Consider the following 20841-nt stretch of genomic DNA (forward strand, 5'->3'; position numbering starts at 1 on the left):
GCTGTCTACGCCATTTTTCTCTGCAAATTTCCACAATGCATTACATTTGCTCATTTTTTTCTTTCTTAATTATCTTCTTTTTCCGGATACTCCTTATCCTTCCAGTACCACCACTTCAATTTTTCCGGTTCATGCTGTTCATGCTCTGCAAAATACACCGCGCAGCGGAATACATACAACACACATCTGTCATCCTGAAATCCTTTTTTCAGACAGTCCAAATGATACAGTTCTTCCGGACTTTTCCCCCTCAAATCTGCAATACAGCGAATCCCAATATTGTGCAGATGCTTTTCCATATTTGCCCCCACACCGGGAATTTTCTTTAAATCACTCGCTGGAATCTCTTTAGGAAATTGTAATTTTTCATCTACATCCCCTCATCTTTCCCCGCCAAAAACTTCTCTGTTTTTAATTTTCGCCTGTTGACACCTCTGTTAAATTTCACACATCCTTATTTTACTCCAAATTAAGCTGCATTTCAAGAAGCCTAAAAATAAAGTGCATAAGTTCTGTTACTGATAACTTACGCACTTTATTCAATACTCTCGAAAATACTAAATTCTCATAACGTGATACTCTCTATATTTGTCTGATAAAGTAGTATCCGCCTTTATTCATTCAAACTATACCACCACATATTTACAATCTGATTTTTCAGTTCCTCATAACTCCAAGTTTTCTCACTGCGAATCTTGCTATTAGGGTCATTGACATGGAACATCCCATTTTCATAACCGGTGAGCACAATAAAATGCCCATTATCCGTGAAATCTCCCGGCCCCATACTGCAAATAATCGGATTTCCGTAGGAAAGCGTATTTGCCATCGCATTTTCATCCAGCCCCAGCATCGTCCCTGTCACCCCGAACTCCTGGCAGCCATATGTCATCAAATCCCAGCTCGTATCCATCTCTTTCGTCAAAAATCCATTGTTCTCACTGTACGATGCTACCGTGTAAGGCGTAATGTCTGTCCGCCCTGTCAGCCCTGACGCTACCATAGCAATACAGGTCGGTCCACATCCACTGACTGCCACCATACTTTCTCCATAAGTTCCGTAGCCCCATCTTTCATCCCACTGCAGAAGCAGAGGAATCTCGCCTTGTACCGGAGCCTGTCCAATGCTTTCCTCACACGGCACATCTTTCTTATCCCAGTAATCCAGCACAAAGTCCAGTGTCTCAATATTCTTTGAAAGCATTTTCAGCACCCTCTCCGGATACAAGTCAGCTTTTTCCACTACATCGCTAATCCGCGAGTCCTGTTCCTCCATCTCCAAAAGTTCCTTTACATAGGGCACATCCGCATTTTTTTGAGGACTTGGCTTGCTCCCCAAACCGTCCTGTTTCAGAACTGCGTCACCCGGCAACGTTCTGGAAACCTCCACCCCTGCTCCCTCCGCCTCAGAGGGAAGAATACCTTTCAGTACCCATACAGTCCCCAGCACAATTGCCAGGCTTGCCGCGCAAACCAGGATGCGTCTGATTCTTCGCATCTGTTTCATACGGCGGCGCCGTCTTAAATGCCTTTCGTAACTCCTGCCCTGTCCCCGATAATTATCACTCTGTCTTGCCATTTTGTGCATTTCTCCCCTCAGTATTACTGTCACTGCTTCACGGCAGCTGCTCTCAAACGCCTGTCAGTAACTATTTATATTTTATCGAAAATGTAACAGGAAATCTTCATTATTTTGTAAATGTTTTTTAAGCGCAGGACACATATGAAAAAGGGAACACCGCATTTCCGCAGCATTCCCTGAATTTTTCTAAAAATTATGTAACAGTTCAGCCTTCGGCTGAACTGTTACATAATTATTACTCTTCTTCTGTTTCCTGCGCCGGAGCAATGCTCTCAAGAGCCTTCATGCTGAGGCTGATTTTCTTATCTCCCTCATTGAAGTCAACTACTTTTGCATCAATCATCTGTCCGGCTTTCAGCACATCAGCGGGCCTGTCCACATGCTCGTGTGAAATCTGGGATACATGCAGAAGAGCGTCCACGCCTGGCTCTAACTCAACAAATGCACCAAAATCTGTCATTCTGGCAACTCTTCCTGTCACCACATTGCCAACTGCATATTTCTCTGATGCAGACAGCCATGGGTTCTGATCCTCAAACTTCAAACTCAGGGCAATCTTATCGCCGTTGATATCTTTGATAAGCACGGAAAGAGTCTCTCCTACTTTGAATACTTTCTTCGGATTCTCCACACGTCCCCAAGACATCTCGGATATATGAAGCAGACCGTCTGCGCCTCCCAAATCGACAAACGCGCCAAAATCTGTCACATTCTTAACAACGCCTTCTACTACGTCGCCGACATGAATCCTCTCAAACAGTTCTTTCTGCATCTCGGCTTTCCTTGCAACAATAAGCTGCTTTCTGTCACCGATAACCCTTCTTCTGCGCGGGTTAAACTCACTGATTACAAACTCAATTTCCTGTCCTGCATATTTTCCGAGATTTTTCTCGTAAGTATCTGATACCAGGCTTGCCGGAATAAATACTCTGGCCTCTTCTACGATAACGCTTAAGCCTCCATCCAAAACCTGCGCAACAGTAGCCTTCAGCACTTCCTGTGTCTCAAAAGCTTCTTCTAATCTCTTATTTCCTTTTTCTGCTGCGAGCCTCTTATAAGTCAATGACACCTGTCCCTCGCCGTCATTAACTTTCAGCACTTTCGCTTCCATCTTATCATTCACATGGACGACATCTCGCAAATTGATGCTGGAATCATTTGAATACTCACTCTTCGTGATGATACCATCAGCCTTATAGCCAATGTTCAGGATGATTTCGTCCTCCTTGACATCAATTACAGTCCCCTCAACAACCTCTCCGTTATGAATTGTTTTGAACGACTCGTTCAGCAACTGCTCAAAGCTCATTTCTGACATTCTTTCAGAACCTCCTCAATTAAATTATTTGGGGTTGAAGCCCCTGCGGTAATACCTACGCAACTCATGGAGTGTAACTGACGTACATCCAAATCATCGAGTGTCTGTATATAGTAAGTATTTTCACATTCATTTTTACATATTTCAAATAGCTTACGGGTATTGGAACTGTGTCTGCCTCCAATGACAATCATACCGTCCGATTCCCTTGCAATACGACGTGCCTCCGTCTGGCGTTCCTCCGTCGCATTACAAATCGTATTTAAAACAATTATATCATAACCCTTTTCGGAAATAATTTCAACTAAATTATGAAATTTATTGTAATTAAATGTCGTCTGACTGACCAGGCACAGCTTTTTTGTACTGTCCGCCGTGAAATTCCGCGCCTCTTCCTCTGTCTGGAGCACTGTTACATCCCCCTGGCACCAGCCCCTGATTCCTTCCACCTCAGGGTGCATGGCGTCCCCGATAATCACAATCCCCGCTCCCTTCCTGCTCTCCCTCTCTACAATTTTGTGAATTTTCTTCACAAAAGGGCAGGTAGCGTCTACGAGATTCAGGCCTCTTGCTTCTATCCTTTCCTGTATTTCCCGTGACACTCCATGTGATCGGATGATGACCGTTCCACTCTCCAGCCCATCTAACTCCTCTTTGCTGCCGATTACCTTTACGCCTCTTGCCGTCAGGTCTTTCACAACTTCCTCATTATGAATAATCGGTCCATAAGTATAAATGAATCCTTCAGCTTTTTCCGCCTGTTCATAGACCTTATCCACCGCCCGCTTCACACCGAAACAGAAGCCGGCAGTCTCTGCAACCCTTACTTTCATCCTAACGCCTCTCCCGGTACAGAGAAATAATTCGCGCCGCCACTTCCTCAATATCCATCTCAGAAGAATCCACCAGCACAGCGTCCTCTGCCATTTTCAATGGCGCTGTTTCACGGCTCATATCTTTCCTGTCACGCTCTTCAATATCCTTCGCTATCGCCTCAAGCGTACACGCCTCTCCCTTTTCCTGCAGCTCACGGAACCGCCGTCCGGCCCTGGTTTCCACGCTTGCCGTCAGATATATTTTCAGCTGGGCATCCGGCAGGATATTGGTTCCAATGTCCCGTCCGTCCATCAGCACATCTGCCTTTACCGCTAAGTCTCTCTGCAGCGTCAGCAGCGTTTCTCTTACACAAGGCTTAGCCGCGGCAGCCGAAGCCATATTTCCCACTTCCTCATTCCTGAGCTGCCCTGTGACATTCTCTCCATTCAAAATTACCTGCTGCTCGCCATTCTCATATTCAATGCTTATATGAATCTGCCCGCAGGCACGCAGAAGCCCTGCTTCGTCCTCAGGCGAAATCCCATTCTTTATCAAATACAGTGCGACCGCCCGGTACATCGCCCCTGTATCCACATATATAAAAGATAATTCTTTTGCGACCCGCTTCGCAATCGTGCTCTTTCCCGCACCTGCCGGGCCGTCAATTGCAATATTAAAACTCATTCCAAACCTCCGATTATTTTCTTATGGGATGCTTGTTCCCGCCGCATAGCCTGTCGACCATGCAATCTGCAGGTTAAACCCGCCCGTCACCGCATCCAAATCCAGTACCTCCCCTGCAAAATAAAGACGGGGAACCAGTCTGGACTCCATGGTAGAAGGATTTACTTCCTTTACATGGATACCTCCTTTTGTGATAACAGCTTCATTATAAGCTCTCAGCCCTGTGACGGTCAACTCAAAATTCTTTATCAGCTTTAAAAAATCATGGCGCTCTTCCCTGGAAATCTCATTACTCTTCTTTTCCGGCAGTATCCCGGATTTCTCTATCATGACCGGAACCAGCTTTGCCGGAAATAAATTGTTGATTGAATTTTTAAACTGCTTATTTCTCGCTTCTCCAAATTCATGCAGCAGCCTGCGGTCAAGCTGTTCTTCTGAAAGCGCAGGCTTTAAATCAATCACCATCCTCAGCTCTTTCTTCTTGATTTGTTTCTGAATACGGCTGCTTGCCGTAAGGATAAGCGGCCCTGTCACTCCAAAATGCGTAAACATCATCTCCCCAAACTCTTCATACAGGCATTTCTTCCCGTCATAAATGCACACACGTATATTTTTAAGAGAAAGCCCCTGCAAATCCCTCACCACATCTTCTTTCACATTTAGCGGCACCAGAGAAGGCGACAGCTCTGTTACCTTATGCCCCAATGCCTCCGCAAAGCGGTACCCGTCCCCAGTGGAGCCTGTACTCTGATAAGAAAGTCCCCCGGTAGCAATCACCACCGCGTCCCCTTCGAGACATCTGCCATCCGCCAAACGGACTCCCTGTGCCTGTCCGTCCCTGGTAAGTATACCGGAAACCTCCGTACTCAGATGTACCCGGACGCCCAGGCGTTTCATCCTGCGCTGTAGCGCCCCAATCACATCAGAGGAATGATCCGACATGGGAAATACCCTGTTTCCTCTCTCCACTTTGATTCTCAGTCCGCTCTCCTCAAAAAAGCGAACCGCATCCTGGTTTGTAAATCCATAAAATGCGCTGTACAGGAACTTTGCATTTGTACACACAGCATGAAACAACTCCTCCATATCGCACGCATTTGTCAGGTTACATCTGCCTTTTCCCGTAATAAAAAGCTTTTTTCCCAACTTCTCATTTTTCTCATATATATGGACCTCATGTCCATGTTCCGCTGCCGCCGCTGCCGCCATCATCCCGGCTGCGCCGCCGCCAACGATCATCACTTTACTCATCTTATACCCTGCCTCTGCTTTTTCTCTGCATAAAGTATACCCCATACACTATAGAAGCGCAACAAAAGAATTCCTGTTTACCTTACCTTCCGGAATATGGTATCATAAGAGTATTTAGGAGGGAATGTCATGCAGATATTAATTGTAGAAGATGAAAGGAACCTGGCCCTGGCGCTGGGGCAGATTATGGCGGAAGCCGGATATTTTGCAGACACCGCACACAATGGAGAGGACGGCCTGCGCTATGGAATGTGCGGTTTATATGATGTGATTATACTGGATATCATGCTGCCGGGGAAAAACGGTTTTGAAGTGGTAAAAGAACTTCGGGACAGACAGATTTCCACCCCCGTTATCATGCTCACTGCCCGGGATGACGTAAAAGACAAGATTTCCGGTCTGGATTCCGGAGCGGATGATTATATGACAAAGCCTTTTGTACCGGAAGAACTGCTGGCGCGAATCCGTGCATTGGCGCGGAGGCAGGGCGGGCTGCTTCCGGAAGAGCTGATTTTTTTCGATTTAGTACTGAACCTCTCTTCCCGTGAACTTTCCTGCGGCTCCAAATCCATTCACTTGGGACATAAGGAATTCGAAATCCTGAAAATTCTCATGTCTAACCCCGGAAACATTTCTTCAAAAGAAACTTTCCTTACAAAAGTATGGGAAGGCAGCCCTTCCGCTGAAGGTAATAATGTAGAAGCATACATTTCATTTCTTCGGAAAAAGCTCTCTTACTTAGGCTCTCATGCGGAAATTACCACGGTACGGAAAGTAGGCTACCGCCTTACACAACCATAAAACAGGAGGCTCTTTCATGATACATAAGCTGCGTAAAAAATTTATCTTTATCAACCTGGGTATCGTCACCCTCTTCCTTTTCTGCGTACTGGCATCTGTCTGGCTTTCCAGCTTCCATCACCTGAAAGCAGAAGCTCTGAATGTACTGCGCCGTACCTTAAACCTGGAACGGATGACTCCTCCCCCAAAGCTGGAACCTCCTAAGAAAGAACCGGGACATTTCCCTCCGCTAATGACGGTATTTGCTGTAGAAATATCTCCTGACGGCTCCTGGGAGACCGTATATGAAAGCGGCACGCAGGCATCTGCATCCCTGATTGAAAACGCCATCAACGCCGCTAAGAAAACCGGAACGTCCGAAGGAAACCTGCGCCGCCTTTCTCTCAGATTCATGGCGCGTCCAAACGCCGAAAAACTCCGTATCGCATTCATTGATACCACGTTCGCGATAGCTTCTCTGAGGAATCTTTTCTTCACCTGCCTTCTGATATTGGCAGGAAGCGTCCTTATATTGTCTGCCATCAGCTATTTTCTCGCAAAATGGGCGCTCCGCCCCGCGGAAAATGCCTGGAACCGACAGCAGCAGTTTGTCGCAGACGCTTCCCACGAACTGAAAACACCTCTCACTGTCATCCTTGCAAACCTCCGGATTCTTCTATCCCACAAGGAAGATAGCATCGCCAGCCAGGAATGCTGGATAAAAAATACCCAGTCGGAAGCCGAAAGTATGAAAAACCTGGTAGAAGAGCTGCTGTTCCTCGCACGCTCAGACGCCAATCTTGCTTCCGCCCCCAAAAGTGTACAGAATCTTAGCGATTTAACCTGGAACACGCTCTTACTCTTTGAACCTGTCGCCTACGAACAAGGCGTCACGATTTCAGAAAATATTATGCCTGATTTAATGGTTTTCGCCGACTCGGAACAAATCCGGCGTCTTCTCACTATCCTTCTGGACAACGCCTGTAAGTACGCCGAAGGCGAAAAGCATGTCACACTAAACTTATCCTGCCAGAGAGACACTATTTTCCTCACTGTAAAAAACACGGGAAAACAGATTCCCGCCGATAAACTCCCCCTTCTGTTCGAACGCTTCTACCGCTCAGATAAATCCCGCACAAAAAGCGGCTATGGGTTGGGACTTTCCATAGCACAGGCAATCGTCCAGGCGCACCACGGAAAAATTTCCGTAGAAAGTACAAAAGAAACCACAAGCTTTACGGTAACCCTCCCTCTCATAAAACAAAAAACATAATGAAATCGAGGGAGTCTTAACAGCCCCCTCGATTTCATACACTCGCCCTTATATCATTCTTTATCCTTAATTCCCCGTCGGTATAAACGGACGGATTACTCCTGCCACATTCGCAATCGGCATCGTCTGGAGCCATACTTTCCCCGGTCCTGTAATCACCGTATTAAACAAGCCTTCTCCGCCCAGCAGCTTATTTTTCATCCCCGGAACGGACTGGATATCAATCTGGCAGTTTGCCGTCATAGCCGCCAAATGCCCCGTATCTACCACGATCTTCTGTCCCGGCTGTAATTCATATTCAATCACATGTCCGTCAAATTCGGCAAATGCCACGCCGGTTCCGCTGATTTTCTGAAGGACAAATCCTTCCCCTCCAAATAAACCCGCGCCAACTTTTTTATTCAAATGTACGGAAAGCTCCACTCCCATCTCACTGGCCAGGAATGCGCTTTTCTGGAAAATCATTTCGTTTTCCTTATGAATCTGAAACGCCCGGATAGAGCCCGGAAAACTGGAAGCAAATGCAATCATACCGTCGCCCTGAGCCGTATAGACATTCTGGAACATCTTTTCACCGGAAAACATTCTTCCGAAAGCCTTTCCGATTCCGCCGTTCGTTGTCGTTTCCATTTTCATATTCGGCGACATCCAGGACATGCCGCCGCCCTCTGTAATCATCTTCTCCCCTGCGTCCAGATAGCAGATCACAACCGGAAGCGTTTCTCCCTTAATTTCATATCTCATGCTTTTATCCTCCATAAATTATAAAACATAGTATTACAGACTATTACTCTGGAACTTTTAATCATAAATAGATTCCAGTTCAAAGTCTATTATTTTTCCTGTTTTTGCATGGATTTTTATGTCATATTCGTATTCATCTTTCACGATTTCCACTTCATAAACAGGCACGCCGTCATCCCTGTCAAACTTTGCTTTTATGACAGTTCCGCCCTTTGATTTTTCCAGGGCGGCTTTCCTTGCCTTTTCCAGACCGATATAGTTTTTCTCATCTTTTGCACTTGAGGTAAATTCCCAGTCATATTCCAGGAGCTTCCCTGTCCTGGCATGAAATTCTAATTCATACTTTTTGCCGCCTTTTTTCATCTTAACCTTGTATATTTCAACACCATCGCTGCGTTTTCTCACAAGGCTGTTAATGCTGCCGCCCGGAACCCTCTTTTTCGCCAGCCTTCTGCACCTGCTCTGGCTTATAAGGTTTCCGCTGCCTCTTTCAACATACCAATCCCGTATTTCCCACCCATAAGCAACCAATTTTCCATCCGAAGCACGGTATGTAAGGTCATATTCCTTCTTTCCTTTTAGCAAACGCGCCTCATAGACAATTATTCCCTTTTCATAGTCTTTGTCTACCTCAATGATATGCGCACCCTTCACCTCTTTTTCCGCCAGACTTTCTAACTGATGGAATGAAGTGATTTTTTTCGCATATACGGTACTGGGAATACATAAAATACCGGCTGACATAATACATGCCGCCAAAACCGCCATCCTGCGCCTGCTGCATCTCCTCATACGACATCCCTCCTCAATTCAATGAAATCTAAACAACTGCTGTCTCCATGCCTTTCATTTCAGCCGATGGTTATATTTAGTATATCACGAAACCGCTGCAATATCAAGCAATGTAAGTTTCTTACTATCCGTATTTTCCAGGCTCGTCACCAGTGCCCGTGCGGTGTCCATAGCGGTAAGCACGTTTACGCCCGTCTCAATGGCGTTTCTGCGAATCAGGAATCCGTCTCTGGAATGATCCACGCCCTGGGACGGTGTATCAATAACAAGATCTATCTCATGTCCCAGAATCAAATCCAGCAGATTCGGAGATTCCTGCTCTACCTTATTAATGCGGACCGCATGAACCCCTCCTGCATTCAAAGCCTTTGCGGTGCTCCCGGTCGCATAAATCTTATAGCCGAGCGCCTCAAACCGCCGCCCGATTTCCACTGCCTCCTCTTTATCCGCATCTTTCACAGTCATGATCATATTTTTATATTTGGGAAGACGGATGCCTGCTCCCAAGAATGCCTTATACAGCGCTTCATTGAAAGTCTTGGCAATTCCAAGACATTCCCCGGTAGACTTCATCTCCGGTCCGAGACTAATATCCGCACCCCGGATTTTCTCAAAGGAAAATACGGGCATCTTAACCGCAATATAGTCTGCCTCCGGCGCAAGCCCTGTGGAATAGCCCAGCTCTTTCAGCTTATGCCCCAGAATCACTTTCGCTGCCAGCGGTACAATCGGGATTCCTGTCACTTTACTGATATATGGTACGGTACGGCTTGACCTTGGATTGACCTCAATCACGTAAACTTCCTGCCTGCACACAACAAACTGGATATTAATCATGCCGATAACATGCAAAGACCTCGCCAGCCGCTTTGTGTACTCCACAATCGTTGCCTTCACCGCATCATCCAGACTCTGCGCCGGATAGACGGAAATACTGTCGCCGGAATGGATGCCCGCCCGCTCGATGTGCTCCATAATACCGGGAATCAGGATATCCTCGCCGTCGCATACCGCATCCACCTCAATTTCCTTTCCTGCCAGATATTTATCCACCAGGATTGGGTGCTCCTGTGCAATCCGGTTGATAATACCAATGAACTCATCCACATCCTCATCGCTAATCGCAATCTGCATTCCCTGTCCGCCCAGTACATAAGACGGTCTGACAAGTACCGGATAGCCCAGTTCATTTGCCGCATGTTTCGCCTCTTCCGCTGTAAATACGGTATGTCCGGCCGGTCTTGGAATGCCGCATGTTTCCAGAATCCCATCAAACAGTTCCCGATCCTCCGCCGCGTCCACGTTCTCCGCAGAAGTGCCCAGAATCGGCACGCCCATTTTCAGCAGCGCTTCCGTCAGCTTAATCGCTGTCTGGCCGCCGAACTGTACCACTGCTCCGTCCGGCTTCTCAATTCTCACAATACTCTCCACATCCTCCGGCGTCAAAGGCTCAAAATACAGTTTATCCGCAATATCAAAGTCTGTACTCACCGTTTCCGGGTTATTATTGACGATAATAGTTTCAAATCCTTCTTTGGCAAACGCCCAGGTACAATGGACTGAACAGAAATCGAATTCTATTCCCTGTCCGATTCGAATCGGTCCGGAGCCAAGCACCAATACTTTTTTTCGGCCATTTGTTCTCTCCGCCTCATTTTCTCCCCCGAATACAGAATAATAATAGGGTGTCTCTGCCGCAAATTCCGCCGCACAGGTATCGACCATTTTGTAGACGGCAGTGATGCCATTCTCATAGCGCATCTGCTTAATTTCCTCTTCCGCTTTCCCCGTCAGCCCTGCAATCACATTGTCCGGAAACTCCATGCGCTTTGCCTCTTTCAGCAGCTCCGTCGTCAGTTCCTGTGTCTGAAGCGCCCGCTCCATCTCCGTGAGGATCGCGATTTTATCAAGAAACCAGATGTCAATTTTCGTAATCCCATGAATTTCTTCATAGGTAATTCCCCGCCGGATGGCCTCTGCAATCACCCAGATTCTTCTGTCGTCCACAACCCTCAACTGCTTTTTCAGACCATCTATATCCAATGCGGTAAAGTCATACGACATCAGCGAATCCACATGCTGTTCCAGCGAACGGATGGCTTTCATCAAAGCCCCCTCGAAATTGTCGCAAATGCTCATCACTTCTCCGGTAGCTTTCATCTGTGTCGTTAGAGTGCGCTTTGCACTGATAAATTTATCAAATGGAAGCCTTGGAATTTTCACGACACAGTAATCCAGCATTGGCTCGAAGCTGGCATAGGTCTTTCCCGTAATCGCATTTTTAATCTCATCCAGTGTATACCCCAGGGCAATCTTCGCCGCTACCTTGGCAATCGGATAGCCGGTAGCCTTGGAAGCCAGCGCAGAAGAACGGCTCACCCGGGGATTTACTTCAATTACACAGTACTCAAAGCTATTCGGATGCAAGGCATACTGCACGTTGCATCCTCCGGTAATGCCAAGCGCACTAATAATGTTCACTGCGGAACGCCGAAGCATCTGATACTCTTTATCCCCCAATGTCTGGGAAGGAGCCACTACGATACTGTCCCCGGTATGTACGCCCACCGGGTCGAGATTCTCCATATTGCAGACGGTAATACAATTCCCCATACTGTCACGCATCACCTCATACTCGATTTCTTTCCAGCCGGCGATACACCGCTCCACCAACACCTGTCCCACACGGGAAAGACGCAGGCCATTTTCCAGGATTTCCACAAGCTCCTCATAGCAGCCGGCGATACCGCCTCCACTCCCTCCCAGCGTATAAGCCGGACGGAGTACAACCGGATAACCGATTTTCTCTGCAAATGCCACGCCATCCTCTACGCTCTCTACAACCAGTGATGCCGCTACAGGCTCGCCGATTTGCTCCATCGTGCTCTTAAACTCCAAACGGTCCTCTGCCTTCTTAATGGTCTGTGCAGTCGTTCCAATCAGCCGGACCCCCTGCTCCTTTAAAAAACCGGCCTCCTCCAGTTCCATCGCCAGGTTCAGCCCTGCCTGTCCGCCCAGGGTGGGAAGCACGCTGTCAGGACGCTCCTTTAAAATGAGCTGCTCCACCACTTCCATCGTCAACGGTTCAATATATACCTTATCCGCAATGTCCTTATCTGTCATAATCGTTGCCGGATTAGAATTCAGCAGAACCACCTCAATTCCCTCTTCTTTCAGGGAACGGCAGGCCTGTGTGCCTGCATAGTCAAATTCCGCCGCCTGTCCGATCACAATCGGTCCGGAGCCAAGCACAAGTACTTTCTTAATCGCAGGATTTTTTGGCATTATTAATTCACCTCCATCATGTTCAGAAAACGGTCAAACAGATACCCGGAATCTAACGGTCCCGGACACGCCTCCGGGTGAAACTGTACCGTAAAAATATTTTTTTCTGTATACCTCAGCCCCTCGTTGGTTCCGTCATTTACATTCACAAAAGCCGGAACCGCCACCGACTCATCAAGTCTTTCCGTGTCCACCACATAACCATGGTTCTGGGAAGAAATGTAGACTCTTCCAGTCTGTAAATCCTTCACCGGATGATTTCCCCCCCGATGCCCATATTTCATCTTATAAGTGTCTGCGCCGTTCGCCAGCGCCATCAGCTGATGCCCCAGGCAAATGGCAAAAATCGGGATATCCGTCCGGTATAGCTTCTTAATTTCTTCAATAATCTCCGTACATTCTTTCGGGTCGCCCGGTCCGTTAGAAAGCATGATGCCGTCCGGTCTTGAAGCGATAATTTCTTCCGCCTTTGTAAATGCAGGGTAAACCGTCACCTCGCATCCCCTGCGATTTAAAGAGCGGGCAATATTCCTCTTTATTCCCAAATCCAGAAGCGCTACCCTTGCCCCGTCTCCCTCCAGTACATATTTTTCCCGGCATGTCACACGCTCCACCACTTTTCCTATGCTGTACTTTGCAAGCTTTGGCAAAATTTCTTCTATTTTATAATCTTCATTCGTAGTAATCATGCCATTCATGGTGCCCTTCTCACGGAGAATCTTTGTAAGAGCCCTGGTATCAATGCCGGAAATTCCCGGAATATCGTGCTCTTCTAAGAAGTGCTGTATAGTGTTTTCGCTTCGGAAATTTCCGGGAATACGGGAGAGCTCCCTTACGATGTAGCCATCCGGCCACGGTCTTTCAGATTCTATATCTTCATAACAGATGCCATAATTGCCGATGAGAGGATAAGTCATGACGACTGCCTGTCCCGCATAGGAAGGGTCTGTGAGCACTTCCAGATATCCTGTCATAGATGTGTTAAATACAATCTCACTGATGATTTCTCTCCCGGAACCAATACTGATGCCAGAAAATACCGTACCGTCCTCTAGTATTAGAAACGCTTTCATTTGCCACCTGTCCTTTCGTGTTTCGTAAAAAGTCTGCCTTTTACGGATAATTGCATAAAAAAGGCAGGCATCTCTGCCGGAAGCAGAGTGCCTACCCCTCCCCTTTGACGGGTATTCTTTAATAAATACTCAAATTGGTAAAATTCTACCACAAAAAATTTTGCATTTCAACCTTTATTTCTGTTTGTTTTCAATTTTGTTTTTCTATGCGTCCAGAAACATTTTCATTACCCGGTTTACCTTATCCCCCCATTTCCCAAAAATAAAATGGTTTGCCTGCGGAATAATCACCAGTGTGCTGTTTGGCAGGGACGCCGCTATTCTCTTTGTATGCTTCTCTTTAATCATATCCTTCTCGCCTGCCAGCACCAGCACTTTTGCCGTAATCTTCTTCAGCCGCTCCGGCCGGATATTCGGCTCGTGAATCATCAGGCCGATAATATCTGCTTTCAGCCGCAGCTTTGGCCAAATGCGCGCGCCAGCCTCAAAAAAGGCATGTCCAAATATTGTAGGAAGCTGATACCGCATTTTCACCCCTCTTGGATTCAAGTTTGCCCCTGCCAGCACCAGCCTGTCATAAGAAACATCGGTATTGAGCGCCATTTCCAGCACAATATTTGCACCATCGCTAAACCCCACCAAAGTAACATCTTCCAGATGCAGCTTCCCAATCAGGGAAACTGCATCCATTGCTATCTGCTTAATTGTCAGAGACTTTTCACTGGTCCCCGAATTCCCATGCCCGCGGCTGTCCATAGTAACTATCTTGTAATCTGCGGCAAAAAATTCTATCTGTTTCCTGAAACACGTCCAATCTTCCCCATTCCCATGAAGGAAAAAGAGCGTCTTCTCCCCTGCACCATAAATTCTGTAATAAATATTTGCACTGTGTATCTTGAAATATCCATGCTGTCTCGGTTCAATCATAGACCTTCTCCCGCCGCGCTTTTACTTAAACCGCAAAACCCCGTTTTTCTCAGAATCTTCCAGAATCCTATCAAGCATCGCGTCGAACTCATCATCGTCATAATCATCGTCATCGTCGTCGTCATCAAATTCCATATCTATTTCACAATACTCATAAGCAGTCACGTCAGCCTTGTCCGTCTCATACAGCTCACGTATCACCTTTTCTGCTTCTTTCTTAGATGCTTTCACTGCAATGTCATCCTCTGGGCCATTCAGCGCCAGCACTTCATCCTCTTCAACATAAGAAGCCTTGCTCACTTCCATTACGCTCAGATTTTCAAACTCGTCTTTGTACAATACTTTCATCCCGTTACCTCCTGCCATTCTGACATTTATTTGCTGTTAATATAAGGAATCAAGCCTTCAGCCTTAATGATTTTCTGCATGAACTCCGGAAACGCCTGGCCTTTAAATTCGGTTCCTTTTGTCTTATTATAAATCATTCCATTGTCAAAGTCCACCTCTACTTCATCTCCCGCTTCAATTCCTTTCGATGCTTCCGGGCATTCGATAATAGGCAGTCCTATATTAATGGCGTTTCGGTAGAAAATCCGTGCGAAAGTCTCAGCAATTACGCAGCTCACCCCCGCCGCCTTAATGGCGATCGGCGCATGTTCCCTGGAAGAACCGCAGCCAAAATTTTTCTCTGCCACAATGATATCCCCCTTCTGCACCTGGTTCACAAACTCTTTATCAATGTCCTCCATGCAGTGTGTCGCCAGCTCCGCGGGATCAGAAGAATTTAAGTATCTTGCCGGAATGATTACATCCGTATCTACGTTATCACCATATTTAAAAACTCGTCCGTTTGCTTTCATTTTCTCTGCCCTCCTATAATCCTAATTCTTCCGGCGCTGAAATCTTTCCTGTTACAGCGCTTGCCGCCGCCACTGCCGGGCTTGCCAAATATACTTCCGAGTCCACATGTCCCATACGACCTACAAAGTTGCGGTTTGTTGTAGAAATACAGCGTTCTCCGGCTGCCAGGATTCCCATATAACCGCCCAGGCATGGCCCGCAGGTAGGCGTGCTCACCACTGCCCCAGCCTCAATAAAAGTTTTTACCAGCCCCTCTTCAACAGCCTGCAGATAAATTTTCTGGGTCGCCGGAATCACGATACAGCGTACCCCCTTCTTCACATGGCGTCCCTTTAAAATTTCCGCCGCGCAGCGCAAATCATCAATGCGCCCATTCGTACAGGAACCGATTACCGCCTGGTCAACTGCCACGTCCTCCGCAATTTCGTCAATCGTTTTTGTATTTTCCGGAAGGTGCGGGAACGCTATCGTGGGTCTCAGCGCACTAAGGTCAATCGTATATTCTTCCTCATAAACCGCATCTTCATCCGCCTCATATACCGTATAAGGACGCTTTGAATGTTCCTCCATATACTGGATAGCCAATTCATCCACAGGGAAAATCCCGTTTTTCCCGCCTGCTTCAATTGCCATATTCGCAATTGTAAATCTATCGTCCATCGTGAGACTCTTCACGCCTTCGCCCACAAACTCCATAGATTTGTAAAGCGCGCCGTCCACGCCAATCATTCCAATAATATGCAAAATGACGTCCTTACCGCTCACCCATTTCGAAGGTCTTCCGACTAAATTAAATTTAATCGCAGACGGAACCTTAAACCATGCCTTTCCCGTCGCCATTCCAGCTGCCATATCCGTGCTGCCTACCCCCGTAGAAAATGCTCCCAGCGCGCCATAGGTACAGGTATGGGAATCCGCCCCGATAATCACATCGCCTGCCACTGTCAGACCTTTCTCCGGAAGCAGGGCATGTTCAATTCCCATATCGCCCACGTCAAAATAATTTGTAATGTCATGCTTGCAGGCAAACTGCCGCACACATTTGCAGTGCTCCGCCGACTTAATATCTTTATTCGGGATAAAGTGATCCATGACCAGGGCAATCTTATCTTTATCAAATACCGTCTTTTTCGTCATTTTATCCATTTCATGAATCGCTACCGGAGAAGTGATATCATTCCCCAGAACCAGATCCAAATCAGCCTCAATCAGCTGACCTGCCTCTACATATGGAAGTCCGGCATGTGCCGCCAGAATCTTCTGTGTCATTGTCATTCCTTTCATCTGCTTTTCCTCCTCATATTTAATTTCTAAACATTCAGATATCCAAATTCTATGGACATTGTAGCACAGAATATACTATAATAGAAATATATATTGCGCATATTTATCATAATATTTAGTTATGGAACTGCCGCTCATAATGCGAAAGGAGTTTGTCATGGAGTCTAATTTAGCACAGTACCGAATTTTTTATGCTGTGGCACAAGAAGGAAATATTTCCCGTGCCGCCGCTTCCCTGTATATCAGCCAGCCTGCCATCAGTAAATCCATACAGAAGCTTGAGGAATCCCTGGGCACGCCCCTGTTTTCCCGCAGTTCCCGGGGCGTCCGGCTCACGGAAGAAGGCGCTCTTTTGTTCCAGCATGTGAAAATTGCGTTTGACTCCTTAAAGGCGGGAGAAGAACAGCTCCGTCAAATGACGGAGCTTGGCATCGGGCATCTTCGGATTGGCGTGAGCACTACGCTCTGCAAATATGTACTTCTGCCCTATCTCAAAAAATTTATTGAGCTTTATCCCCATATCCGTATTTCTATTGAATGTCAGTCTACCAGCCACACGCTCCAGCTTTTACAGGAGCGCCGGATTGATATTGGTTTCATTGGAAGACCCTCTTCCATGGGGAATATCACCTTCCATTCCCTGGGGGAAATCGAAGATATTTTTGTGGCTTCCAAAAGTTATATGGACAATCTCTCTCTTTCCAGTTCTACCGCCGACATTTTCCATGCGGCTACGCTGATGCTGCTCGATAAAGAAAATATCACACGCCGGTATATCGATGATTATCTGAAAGAACACCATATAGATCCCGGGAATCTATTAGAAATCTCCACTATGGATCTGCTTATTGAATTTGCAAAAATCGGCCTTGGCATTGCGTGTGTCATCCGGCAGTTTGTCCAGGAAGAACTGGATCGCGGCATTCTCCATGAAATTCCTTTAGGATTTCCCATCCATGCACGGGAAATTGGCCTGGCTTTCCCTTCTTCTTCCAGTCAGAGCCAGGCTTTGAAAACCTTTACAGACTTTTTCCGCTAGATATCTTATTTATTCCTATAATGTGAAGCACGTTACATGATTTTAACCTCATGCTGCCTTTCCAATTTATCTTGCACTCGTTACAAAAACTGCTTTTAAAAAAGAACTCATATGTAAGAATTTACGCTCCATAACCTGTAACATACAGAAAGCTAAATAAAGCAGCCGCCACTTTCCAGTGGCGGCCATCCATAAATCTTTAGTTATTAATCAGCTTATCCTCATCGCTCCAGCTATACAGCTTGCGCACTTCCTCACCCACAACCTCTGCCGGATGCTCGGCAGCGAGTTTCCTCATTGCTTTGAAGTGAGCCTGTCCGCCAGCCGGCGACATATCTAAAAGGAAGTCTTTTGCAAATGTACCGTCCTGGATATCGGAAAGGATTTTCTTCATAGCTTTCTTGGTATCTTCTGTGATGATCTTGGGCCCTGTGATGTAATCCCCGTACTCGGCGGTATTTGAAATAGAGTATCTCATGCCTGCAAAACCTGACTGGTAAATCAAATCTACAATCAGTTTCATCTCATGGATACACTCAAAATATGCATTCCTCGCATCATATCCGGCCTCTACCAGAGTTTCGAAACCTGCCTGCATCAGCGCGCATACACCGCCGCAGAGCACTGCCTGCTCACCGAAAAGGTCTGTCTCTGTCTCTGTGCGGAACGTTGTCTCCAGCACGCCGGCTCTTGCACCGCCAATTCCCAGAGCATAAGCCAGCGCTTTGTCCAGCGCTTTTCCGGTAGCATCCTGCTGTACTGCTACGAGACATGGAACACCCTTGCCTGCCTGATACTCGCTTCTCACGGTATGACCCGGTCCCTTCGGCGCAATCATTGTCACATCTACATCCTTCGGCGGTACGATCTGTCCGAAGTGGATAGCAAAACCGTGGGCAAACATCAGCATATTTCCTGCCTCAAGGTTCGGCTCAATATCTTTCTTATACATAGCAGCCTGTTTCTCATCGTTAATCAAAATCATGATGATATCTGCCTGCTTTGCTGCCTCTGCTGCTGTATAAACTTTGAATCCCTGCTCTTCTGCTCTCTTCCAGGACTTACTGCCCTCGTAAAGACCAATGATGACATTGCATCCGGACTCTTTCAGATTCAGCGCATGGGCATGTCCCTGGCTTCCGTATCCAATAATCGCAATCGTCTTCCCCTCTAATAAAGAAAGGTTACAATCTTCCTGGTAAAAAATTCGTGCTGCCATTTGTATCTCCTCCAAATCTTTGATATATATTTGTATCTTTCCAGGACAGCGGCACAGGCATGTCGGAATCCCGGACAGTTACGGTCGTATTTCCTACAGGTATCTCACATCGTCTGCACCTCTGGACAAACCTGTAATTCCAGTGCGTGCCAGTTCCAAAATTTCATATCCCATCAGAAGCCCGATAAATGCTTCAATCTTAGACTGGTTTCCCGTCATCTCTATCGTCAGGGAATCAACGCCCACATCCACGATATTCGCACGGAATATCCCTGCTGTAGATACAATGTCCTGACGGTGCTCCGCATCCGCCCGGACTTTTACCAAAATTAACTCACGGGTAACGCTCTCCCCATCCTGCAGGGTCTTGATATCTACCACGTCAATCAGCTTCGCAAGCTGCTTGGTAATCTGGTCGAGAATCAGCTCGTCGCCCCTGACAACTACCGTCATCCTGGAATATCTTGGATCGGCTGTCTCCCCGACAGTCAGACTGTCGATGTTATAGCCCCGGCGGCTGAAAAGTCCTGATACACGGCTCAGAACACCTGATGTATTGTCAACTAACATAGATAATACTCGTCTTTTCATAGAAAAACCTGCTTTCTCTGGCTTATTGCGCAGGATGCCTGAAATATTTCCGTCCACCCTGCTTTCGTTATGTCATTGTACCAACTATTAAATTCTTTGTCAACAAAAAACTGCTTTAACAGATTAAACCGTTAAATCAATCGTAAACAGATTACTGCTCGCCGGATGAGCTTTCACTCTCCTCTGTATCGGAAGCAGACTCGCTCTCCTGCCCTTTTTCAGACAACTCGTCCCCGCTGCTCTGGTAATTCTCATCACTGACTGTCGTATCCTCTGAAAAGCCTGTCTGGTTAATAATATAATTGCTCCGCTCAACTACATCATCCGACGGCTCATAATCTTCGTCGCCAAACAGGAAAATATGGAGCTGGTCTACATTCTTTTCCAAAGTCACAGGCACCTCATTGTACTTTCCGTCCTCCGAAGTCCTGTGCCAGAATGGGAAGCCTGTCGTCTCGCCTATCTTATAAGACAGCATACTCATCCCCATAGAAAGAATCTCGCTCTTAGAAATATTTGTGCTAATCTTTGGGAATACTTCATCCATCATCTTATTCAGCGTTCCGATGTCCGCGCTTTTCGCCTTATCCACGATTTTCGCAATAACCTCGCGTTGACGCAGGGTACGCTTATAGTCATTTCCGCCTCCATAACGGATTCTGCAGTACGCGGTCGCCTGAACGCCGTCCATGAGATATGTCCCGCCGCTTGGCAGTCTCTCATAGTCTTTCTCCGCTACCTTGGACACGCTGACACAGTAATTGCTCAAATGCTCTGCCTCTTCATCCGTAACAGTAAGTTCAATCCCGCCCAGCTCGTCAATGATATCCGTAAGCGCGCTGAAATCCACCATTACATACTTCGAAATATCCATATCCAAGTTCGTATTCAGCATACTCAGAGCCCACTCCATACCGCCGTTCGGATAAGAAGAATTTGCTTTTCCGTATCTGTCCTCCCCGATATTCAGCAGCGTATCCCTATAAATGGACACCAGGTTCACCACCTTGGTATCATTGTTGATACTGGCAATAATAATCGTATCTGTATTTTCCTTTTTTTCGTCCACGCCGAAAAGTGCGATATTCATATATCCTTTCAGCGTAGGGTTTGTCTCCGCCGTCTTATTCACGACAACTTTTTTCTCGTCCAGCTTCTCTGTTTCCATCAGGTTCAGTTTTGAGTCAACCTGTATGTAGACATAGGCAACTCCGCATACCAGAAGAAGCAGGATAACTTCTACAACAAAAAGTATCTTCCTCCTCCTGTATTTCTTATAAGCCGCACTTTTCTTATCCACTTGTCTTTTTCCCATTTTCACA

The 20841-nt window shown here is 46.7% G+C and carries 20 protein-coding genes; 3 read left to right on the forward strand and 17 right to left on the reverse strand.

Annotation, left to right across the window (positions count from 1 at the left end; all coding sequences use genetic code 11):
• Positions 1-65: 65 nt before the first annotated feature.
• The 6 genes from NFR99_RS07435 to NFR99_RS07460 form a co-directional block, all read right to left on the reverse strand.
• On the reverse strand, positions 66-344 hold the full coding sequence (locus NFR99_RS07435) for a helix-hairpin-helix domain-containing protein (RefSeq protein ID WP_277613456.1): 279 nt from the start codon (positions 342-344) through the stop codon (positions 66-68).
• A 269-nt stretch (positions 345-613) separates the two neighbouring features.
• Positions 614-1579, reverse strand: a complete 966-nt coding sequence (locus tag NFR99_RS07440; protein WP_243126636.1) for a C39 family peptidase — start codon at positions 1577-1579, stop codon at positions 614-616.
• A 238-nt stretch (positions 1580-1817) separates the two neighbouring features.
• Positions 1818-2900: a 30S ribosomal protein S1 gene (rpsA, locus tag NFR99_RS07445; RefSeq protein WP_135974522.1), complete on the reverse strand. Its 1083-nt coding sequence runs from the start codon at positions 2898-2900 to the stop codon at positions 1818-1820.
• Complete coding sequence (ispH, locus tag NFR99_RS07450; protein WP_135974524.1) at positions 2888-3733, reverse strand: 4-hydroxy-3-methylbut-2-enyl diphosphate reductase; 846 nt, start codon at positions 3731-3733, stop codon at positions 2888-2890. The genes rpsA and ispH overlap by 13 nt, the downstream gene beginning before the upstream one ends.
• A gap of 1 nt (position 3734) precedes the next feature.
• Positions 3735-4400, reverse strand: coding sequence for a (d)CMP kinase (gene cmk / locus NFR99_RS07455; RefSeq protein ID WP_251353324.1), 666 nt, complete (start codon positions 4398-4400; stop codon positions 3735-3737).
• A 21-nt stretch (positions 4401-4421) separates the two neighbouring features.
• Positions 4422-5651 carry a BaiN/RdsA family NAD(P)/FAD-dependent oxidoreductase gene (locus NFR99_RS07460; RefSeq protein WP_251353325.1) on the reverse strand — a complete coding sequence of 410 codons (1230 nt, stop codon included), beginning with the start codon at positions 5649-5651 and terminating at the stop codon, positions 4422-4424.
• A 129-nt stretch (positions 5652-5780) separates the two neighbouring features.
• Here NFR99_RS07460 and NFR99_RS07465 point away from each other — a divergent pair, with 129 nt between their 5' ends.
• Together NFR99_RS07465 and NFR99_RS07470 are read left to right on the forward strand one after the other, a co-directional pair.
• Positions 5781-6452 (forward strand): response regulator transcription factor, encoded by a 672-nt coding sequence (locus NFR99_RS07465; RefSeq protein WP_251353326.1) that lies wholly within the window; start codon positions 5781-5783, stop codon positions 6450-6452.
• Positions 6453-6468: 16 nt separating this feature from the next.
• Positions 6469-7704, forward strand: a complete 1236-nt coding sequence (locus NFR99_RS07470) for a sensor histidine kinase (protein WP_251353327.1) — start codon at positions 6469-6471, stop codon at positions 7702-7704.
• Between the two features lie 66 nt (positions 7705-7770).
• On the opposite strand, the gene NFR99_RS07475 is transcribed toward NFR99_RS07470, so the two are convergent.
• From NFR99_RS07475 to leuC, 8 genes are all read right to left on the reverse strand, one after another.
• Entirely contained in the window at positions 7771-8448 is a 678-nt protein-coding gene (locus NFR99_RS07475) for a TIGR00266 family protein (protein ID WP_135974530.1), read from the reverse strand.
• Between the two features lie 57 nt (positions 8449-8505).
• On the reverse strand, positions 8506-9240 hold the full coding sequence (locus tag NFR99_RS07480) for a PepSY domain-containing protein (RefSeq protein WP_120483933.1): 735 nt from the start codon (positions 9238-9240) through the stop codon (positions 8506-8508).
• Between the two features lie 84 nt (positions 9241-9324).
• The gene (gene carB / locus NFR99_RS07485) at positions 9325-12525 is read right to left on the reverse strand and encodes a carbamoyl-phosphate synthase large subunit (RefSeq protein WP_251353328.1); all 3201 of its coding nucleotides are present in this window, start codon (positions 12523-12525) and stop codon (positions 9325-9327) included.
• A gap of 2 nt (positions 12526-12527) precedes the next feature.
• A complete protein-coding gene (locus tag NFR99_RS07490) occupies positions 12528-13598 on the reverse strand; it encodes a carbamoyl phosphate synthase small subunit (RefSeq protein WP_251353329.1) in 1071 nt (356 codons plus the stop codon).
• 204 nt (positions 13599-13802) lie between these two features.
• Entirely contained in the window at positions 13803-14525 is a 723-nt protein-coding gene (locus NFR99_RS07495) for an alpha/beta fold hydrolase (protein ID WP_120483930.1), read from the reverse strand.
• Between the two features lie 21 nt (positions 14526-14546).
• On the reverse strand, positions 14547-14873 hold the full coding sequence (locus tag NFR99_RS07500; protein WP_135974536.1) for a hypothetical protein: 327 nt from the start codon (positions 14871-14873) through the stop codon (positions 14547-14549).
• 26 nt (positions 14874-14899) lie between these two features.
• Positions 14900-15385, reverse strand: a complete 486-nt coding sequence (leuD, locus tag NFR99_RS07505; protein WP_120483928.1) for a 3-isopropylmalate dehydratase small subunit — start codon at positions 15383-15385, stop codon at positions 14900-14902.
• A gap of 13 nt (positions 15386-15398) precedes the next feature.
• Complete coding sequence (leuC, locus tag NFR99_RS07510) at positions 15399-16670, reverse strand: 3-isopropylmalate dehydratase large subunit (RefSeq protein ID WP_120483927.1); 1272 nt, start codon at positions 16668-16670, stop codon at positions 15399-15401.
• A 157-nt stretch (positions 16671-16827) separates the two neighbouring features.
• On the opposite strand from leuC, the gene NFR99_RS07515 reads away from it, so the two are divergent.
• Positions 16828-17709, forward strand: a complete 882-nt coding sequence (locus NFR99_RS07515; protein WP_120483926.1) for a LysR family transcriptional regulator — start codon at positions 16828-16830, stop codon at positions 17707-17709.
• Positions 17710-17908: 199 nt separating this feature from the next.
• Here the strand turns inward: NFR99_RS07515 and ilvC are convergent, their stop codons facing one another.
• The 3 genes from ilvC to NFR99_RS07530 form a co-directional block, all read right to left on the reverse strand.
• Positions 17909-18928 carry a ketol-acid reductoisomerase gene (ilvC, locus tag NFR99_RS07520; protein ID WP_120483925.1) on the reverse strand — a complete coding sequence of 340 codons (1020 nt, stop codon included), beginning with the start codon at positions 18926-18928 and terminating at the stop codon, positions 17909-17911.
• Positions 18929-19021: 93 nt separating this feature from the next.
• On the reverse strand, positions 19022-19519 hold the full coding sequence (ilvN, locus tag NFR99_RS07525) for an acetolactate synthase small subunit (protein ID WP_120483981.1): 498 nt from the start codon (positions 19517-19519) through the stop codon (positions 19022-19024).
• Positions 19520-19670: 151 nt separating this feature from the next.
• Positions 19671-20834, reverse strand: a complete 1164-nt coding sequence (locus NFR99_RS07530; RefSeq protein ID WP_120483924.1) for an LCP family protein — start codon at positions 20832-20834, stop codon at positions 19671-19673.
• Between the last annotated feature and the right edge of the window lie 7 nt (positions 20835-20841).

Origin of the sequence: Hominisplanchenecus murintestinalis (genome assembly GCF_943193015.1) — a bacterium.
Classification (GTDB): domain Bacteria; phylum Bacillota; class Clostridia; order Lachnospirales; family Lachnospiraceae; genus Hominisplanchenecus_A; species Hominisplanchenecus_A murintestinalis.

Excerpts from the sequence above, each read along its gene's own strand:
- NFR99_RS07480 (WP_120483933.1), bottom strand. The coding sequence starts at position 9,240 with ATGAGGAGATGCAGCAGGCGCAGGATGGCGGTTTTGGCGGCATGTATT.
- NFR99_RS07465 (WP_251353326.1), top strand. The coding sequence starts at position 5,781 with ATGCAGATATTAATTGTAGAAGATGAAAGGAACCTGGCCCTGGCGCTG.
- NFR99_RS07475 (WP_135974530.1), bottom strand. The coding sequence starts at position 8,448 with ATGAGATATGAAATTAAGGGAGAAACGCTTCCGGTTGTGATCTGCTAT.
- rpsA (WP_135974522.1), bottom strand. The coding sequence starts at position 2,900 with ATGTCAGAAATGAGCTTTGAGCAGTTGCTGAACGAGTCGTTCAAAACA.
- NFR99_RS07490 (WP_251353329.1), bottom strand. The coding sequence starts at position 13,598 with ATGAAAGCGTTTCTAATACTAGAGGACGGTACGGTATTTTCTGGCATC.
- ilvN (WP_120483981.1), bottom strand. The coding sequence starts at position 19,519 with ATGAAAAGACGAGTATTATCTATGTTAGTTGACAATACATCAGGTGTT.
- NFR99_RS07530 (WP_120483924.1), bottom strand. The coding sequence starts at position 20,834 with ATGGGAAAAAGACAAGTGGATAAGAAAAGTGCGGCTTATAAGAAATAC.
- ispH (WP_135974524.1), bottom strand. The coding sequence starts at position 3,733 with ATGAAAGTAAGGGTTGCAGAGACTGCCGGCTTCTGTTTCGGTGTGAAG.
- NFR99_RS07495 (WP_120483930.1), bottom strand. The coding sequence starts at position 14,525 with ATGATTGAACCGAGACAGCATGGATATTTCAAGATACACAGTGCAAAT.
- ilvC (WP_120483925.1), bottom strand. The coding sequence starts at position 18,928 with ATGGCAGCACGAATTTTTTACCAGGAAGATTGTAACCTTTCTTTATTA.
- NFR99_RS07500 (WP_135974536.1), bottom strand. The coding sequence starts at position 14,873 with ATGAAAGTATTGTACAAAGACGAGTTTGAAAATCTGAGCGTAATGGAA.
- NFR99_RS07440 (WP_243126636.1), bottom strand. The coding sequence starts at position 1,579 with ATGGCAAGACAGAGTGATAATTATCGGGGACAGGGCAGGAGTTACGAA.
- NFR99_RS07515 (WP_120483926.1), top strand. The coding sequence starts at position 16,828 with ATGGAGTCTAATTTAGCACAGTACCGAATTTTTTATGCTGTGGCACAA.
- leuD (WP_120483928.1), bottom strand. The coding sequence starts at position 15,385 with ATGAAAGCAAACGGACGAGTTTTTAAATATGGTGATAACGTAGATACG.
- leuC (WP_120483927.1), bottom strand. The coding sequence starts at position 16,670 with ATGAAAGGAATGACAATGACACAGAAGATTCTGGCGGCACATGCCGGA.
- NFR99_RS07460 (WP_251353325.1), bottom strand. The coding sequence starts at position 5,651 with ATGAGTAAAGTGATGATCGTTGGCGGCGGCGCAGCCGGGATGATGGCG.
- carB (WP_251353328.1), bottom strand. The coding sequence starts at position 12,525 with ATGCCAAAAAATCCTGCGATTAAGAAAGTACTTGTGCTTGGCTCCGGA.
- cmk (WP_251353324.1), bottom strand. The coding sequence starts at position 4,400 with ATGAGTTTTAATATTGCAATTGACGGCCCGGCAGGTGCGGGAAAGAGC.
- NFR99_RS07470 (WP_251353327.1), top strand. The coding sequence starts at position 6,469 with ATGATACATAAGCTGCGTAAAAAATTTATCTTTATCAACCTGGGTATC.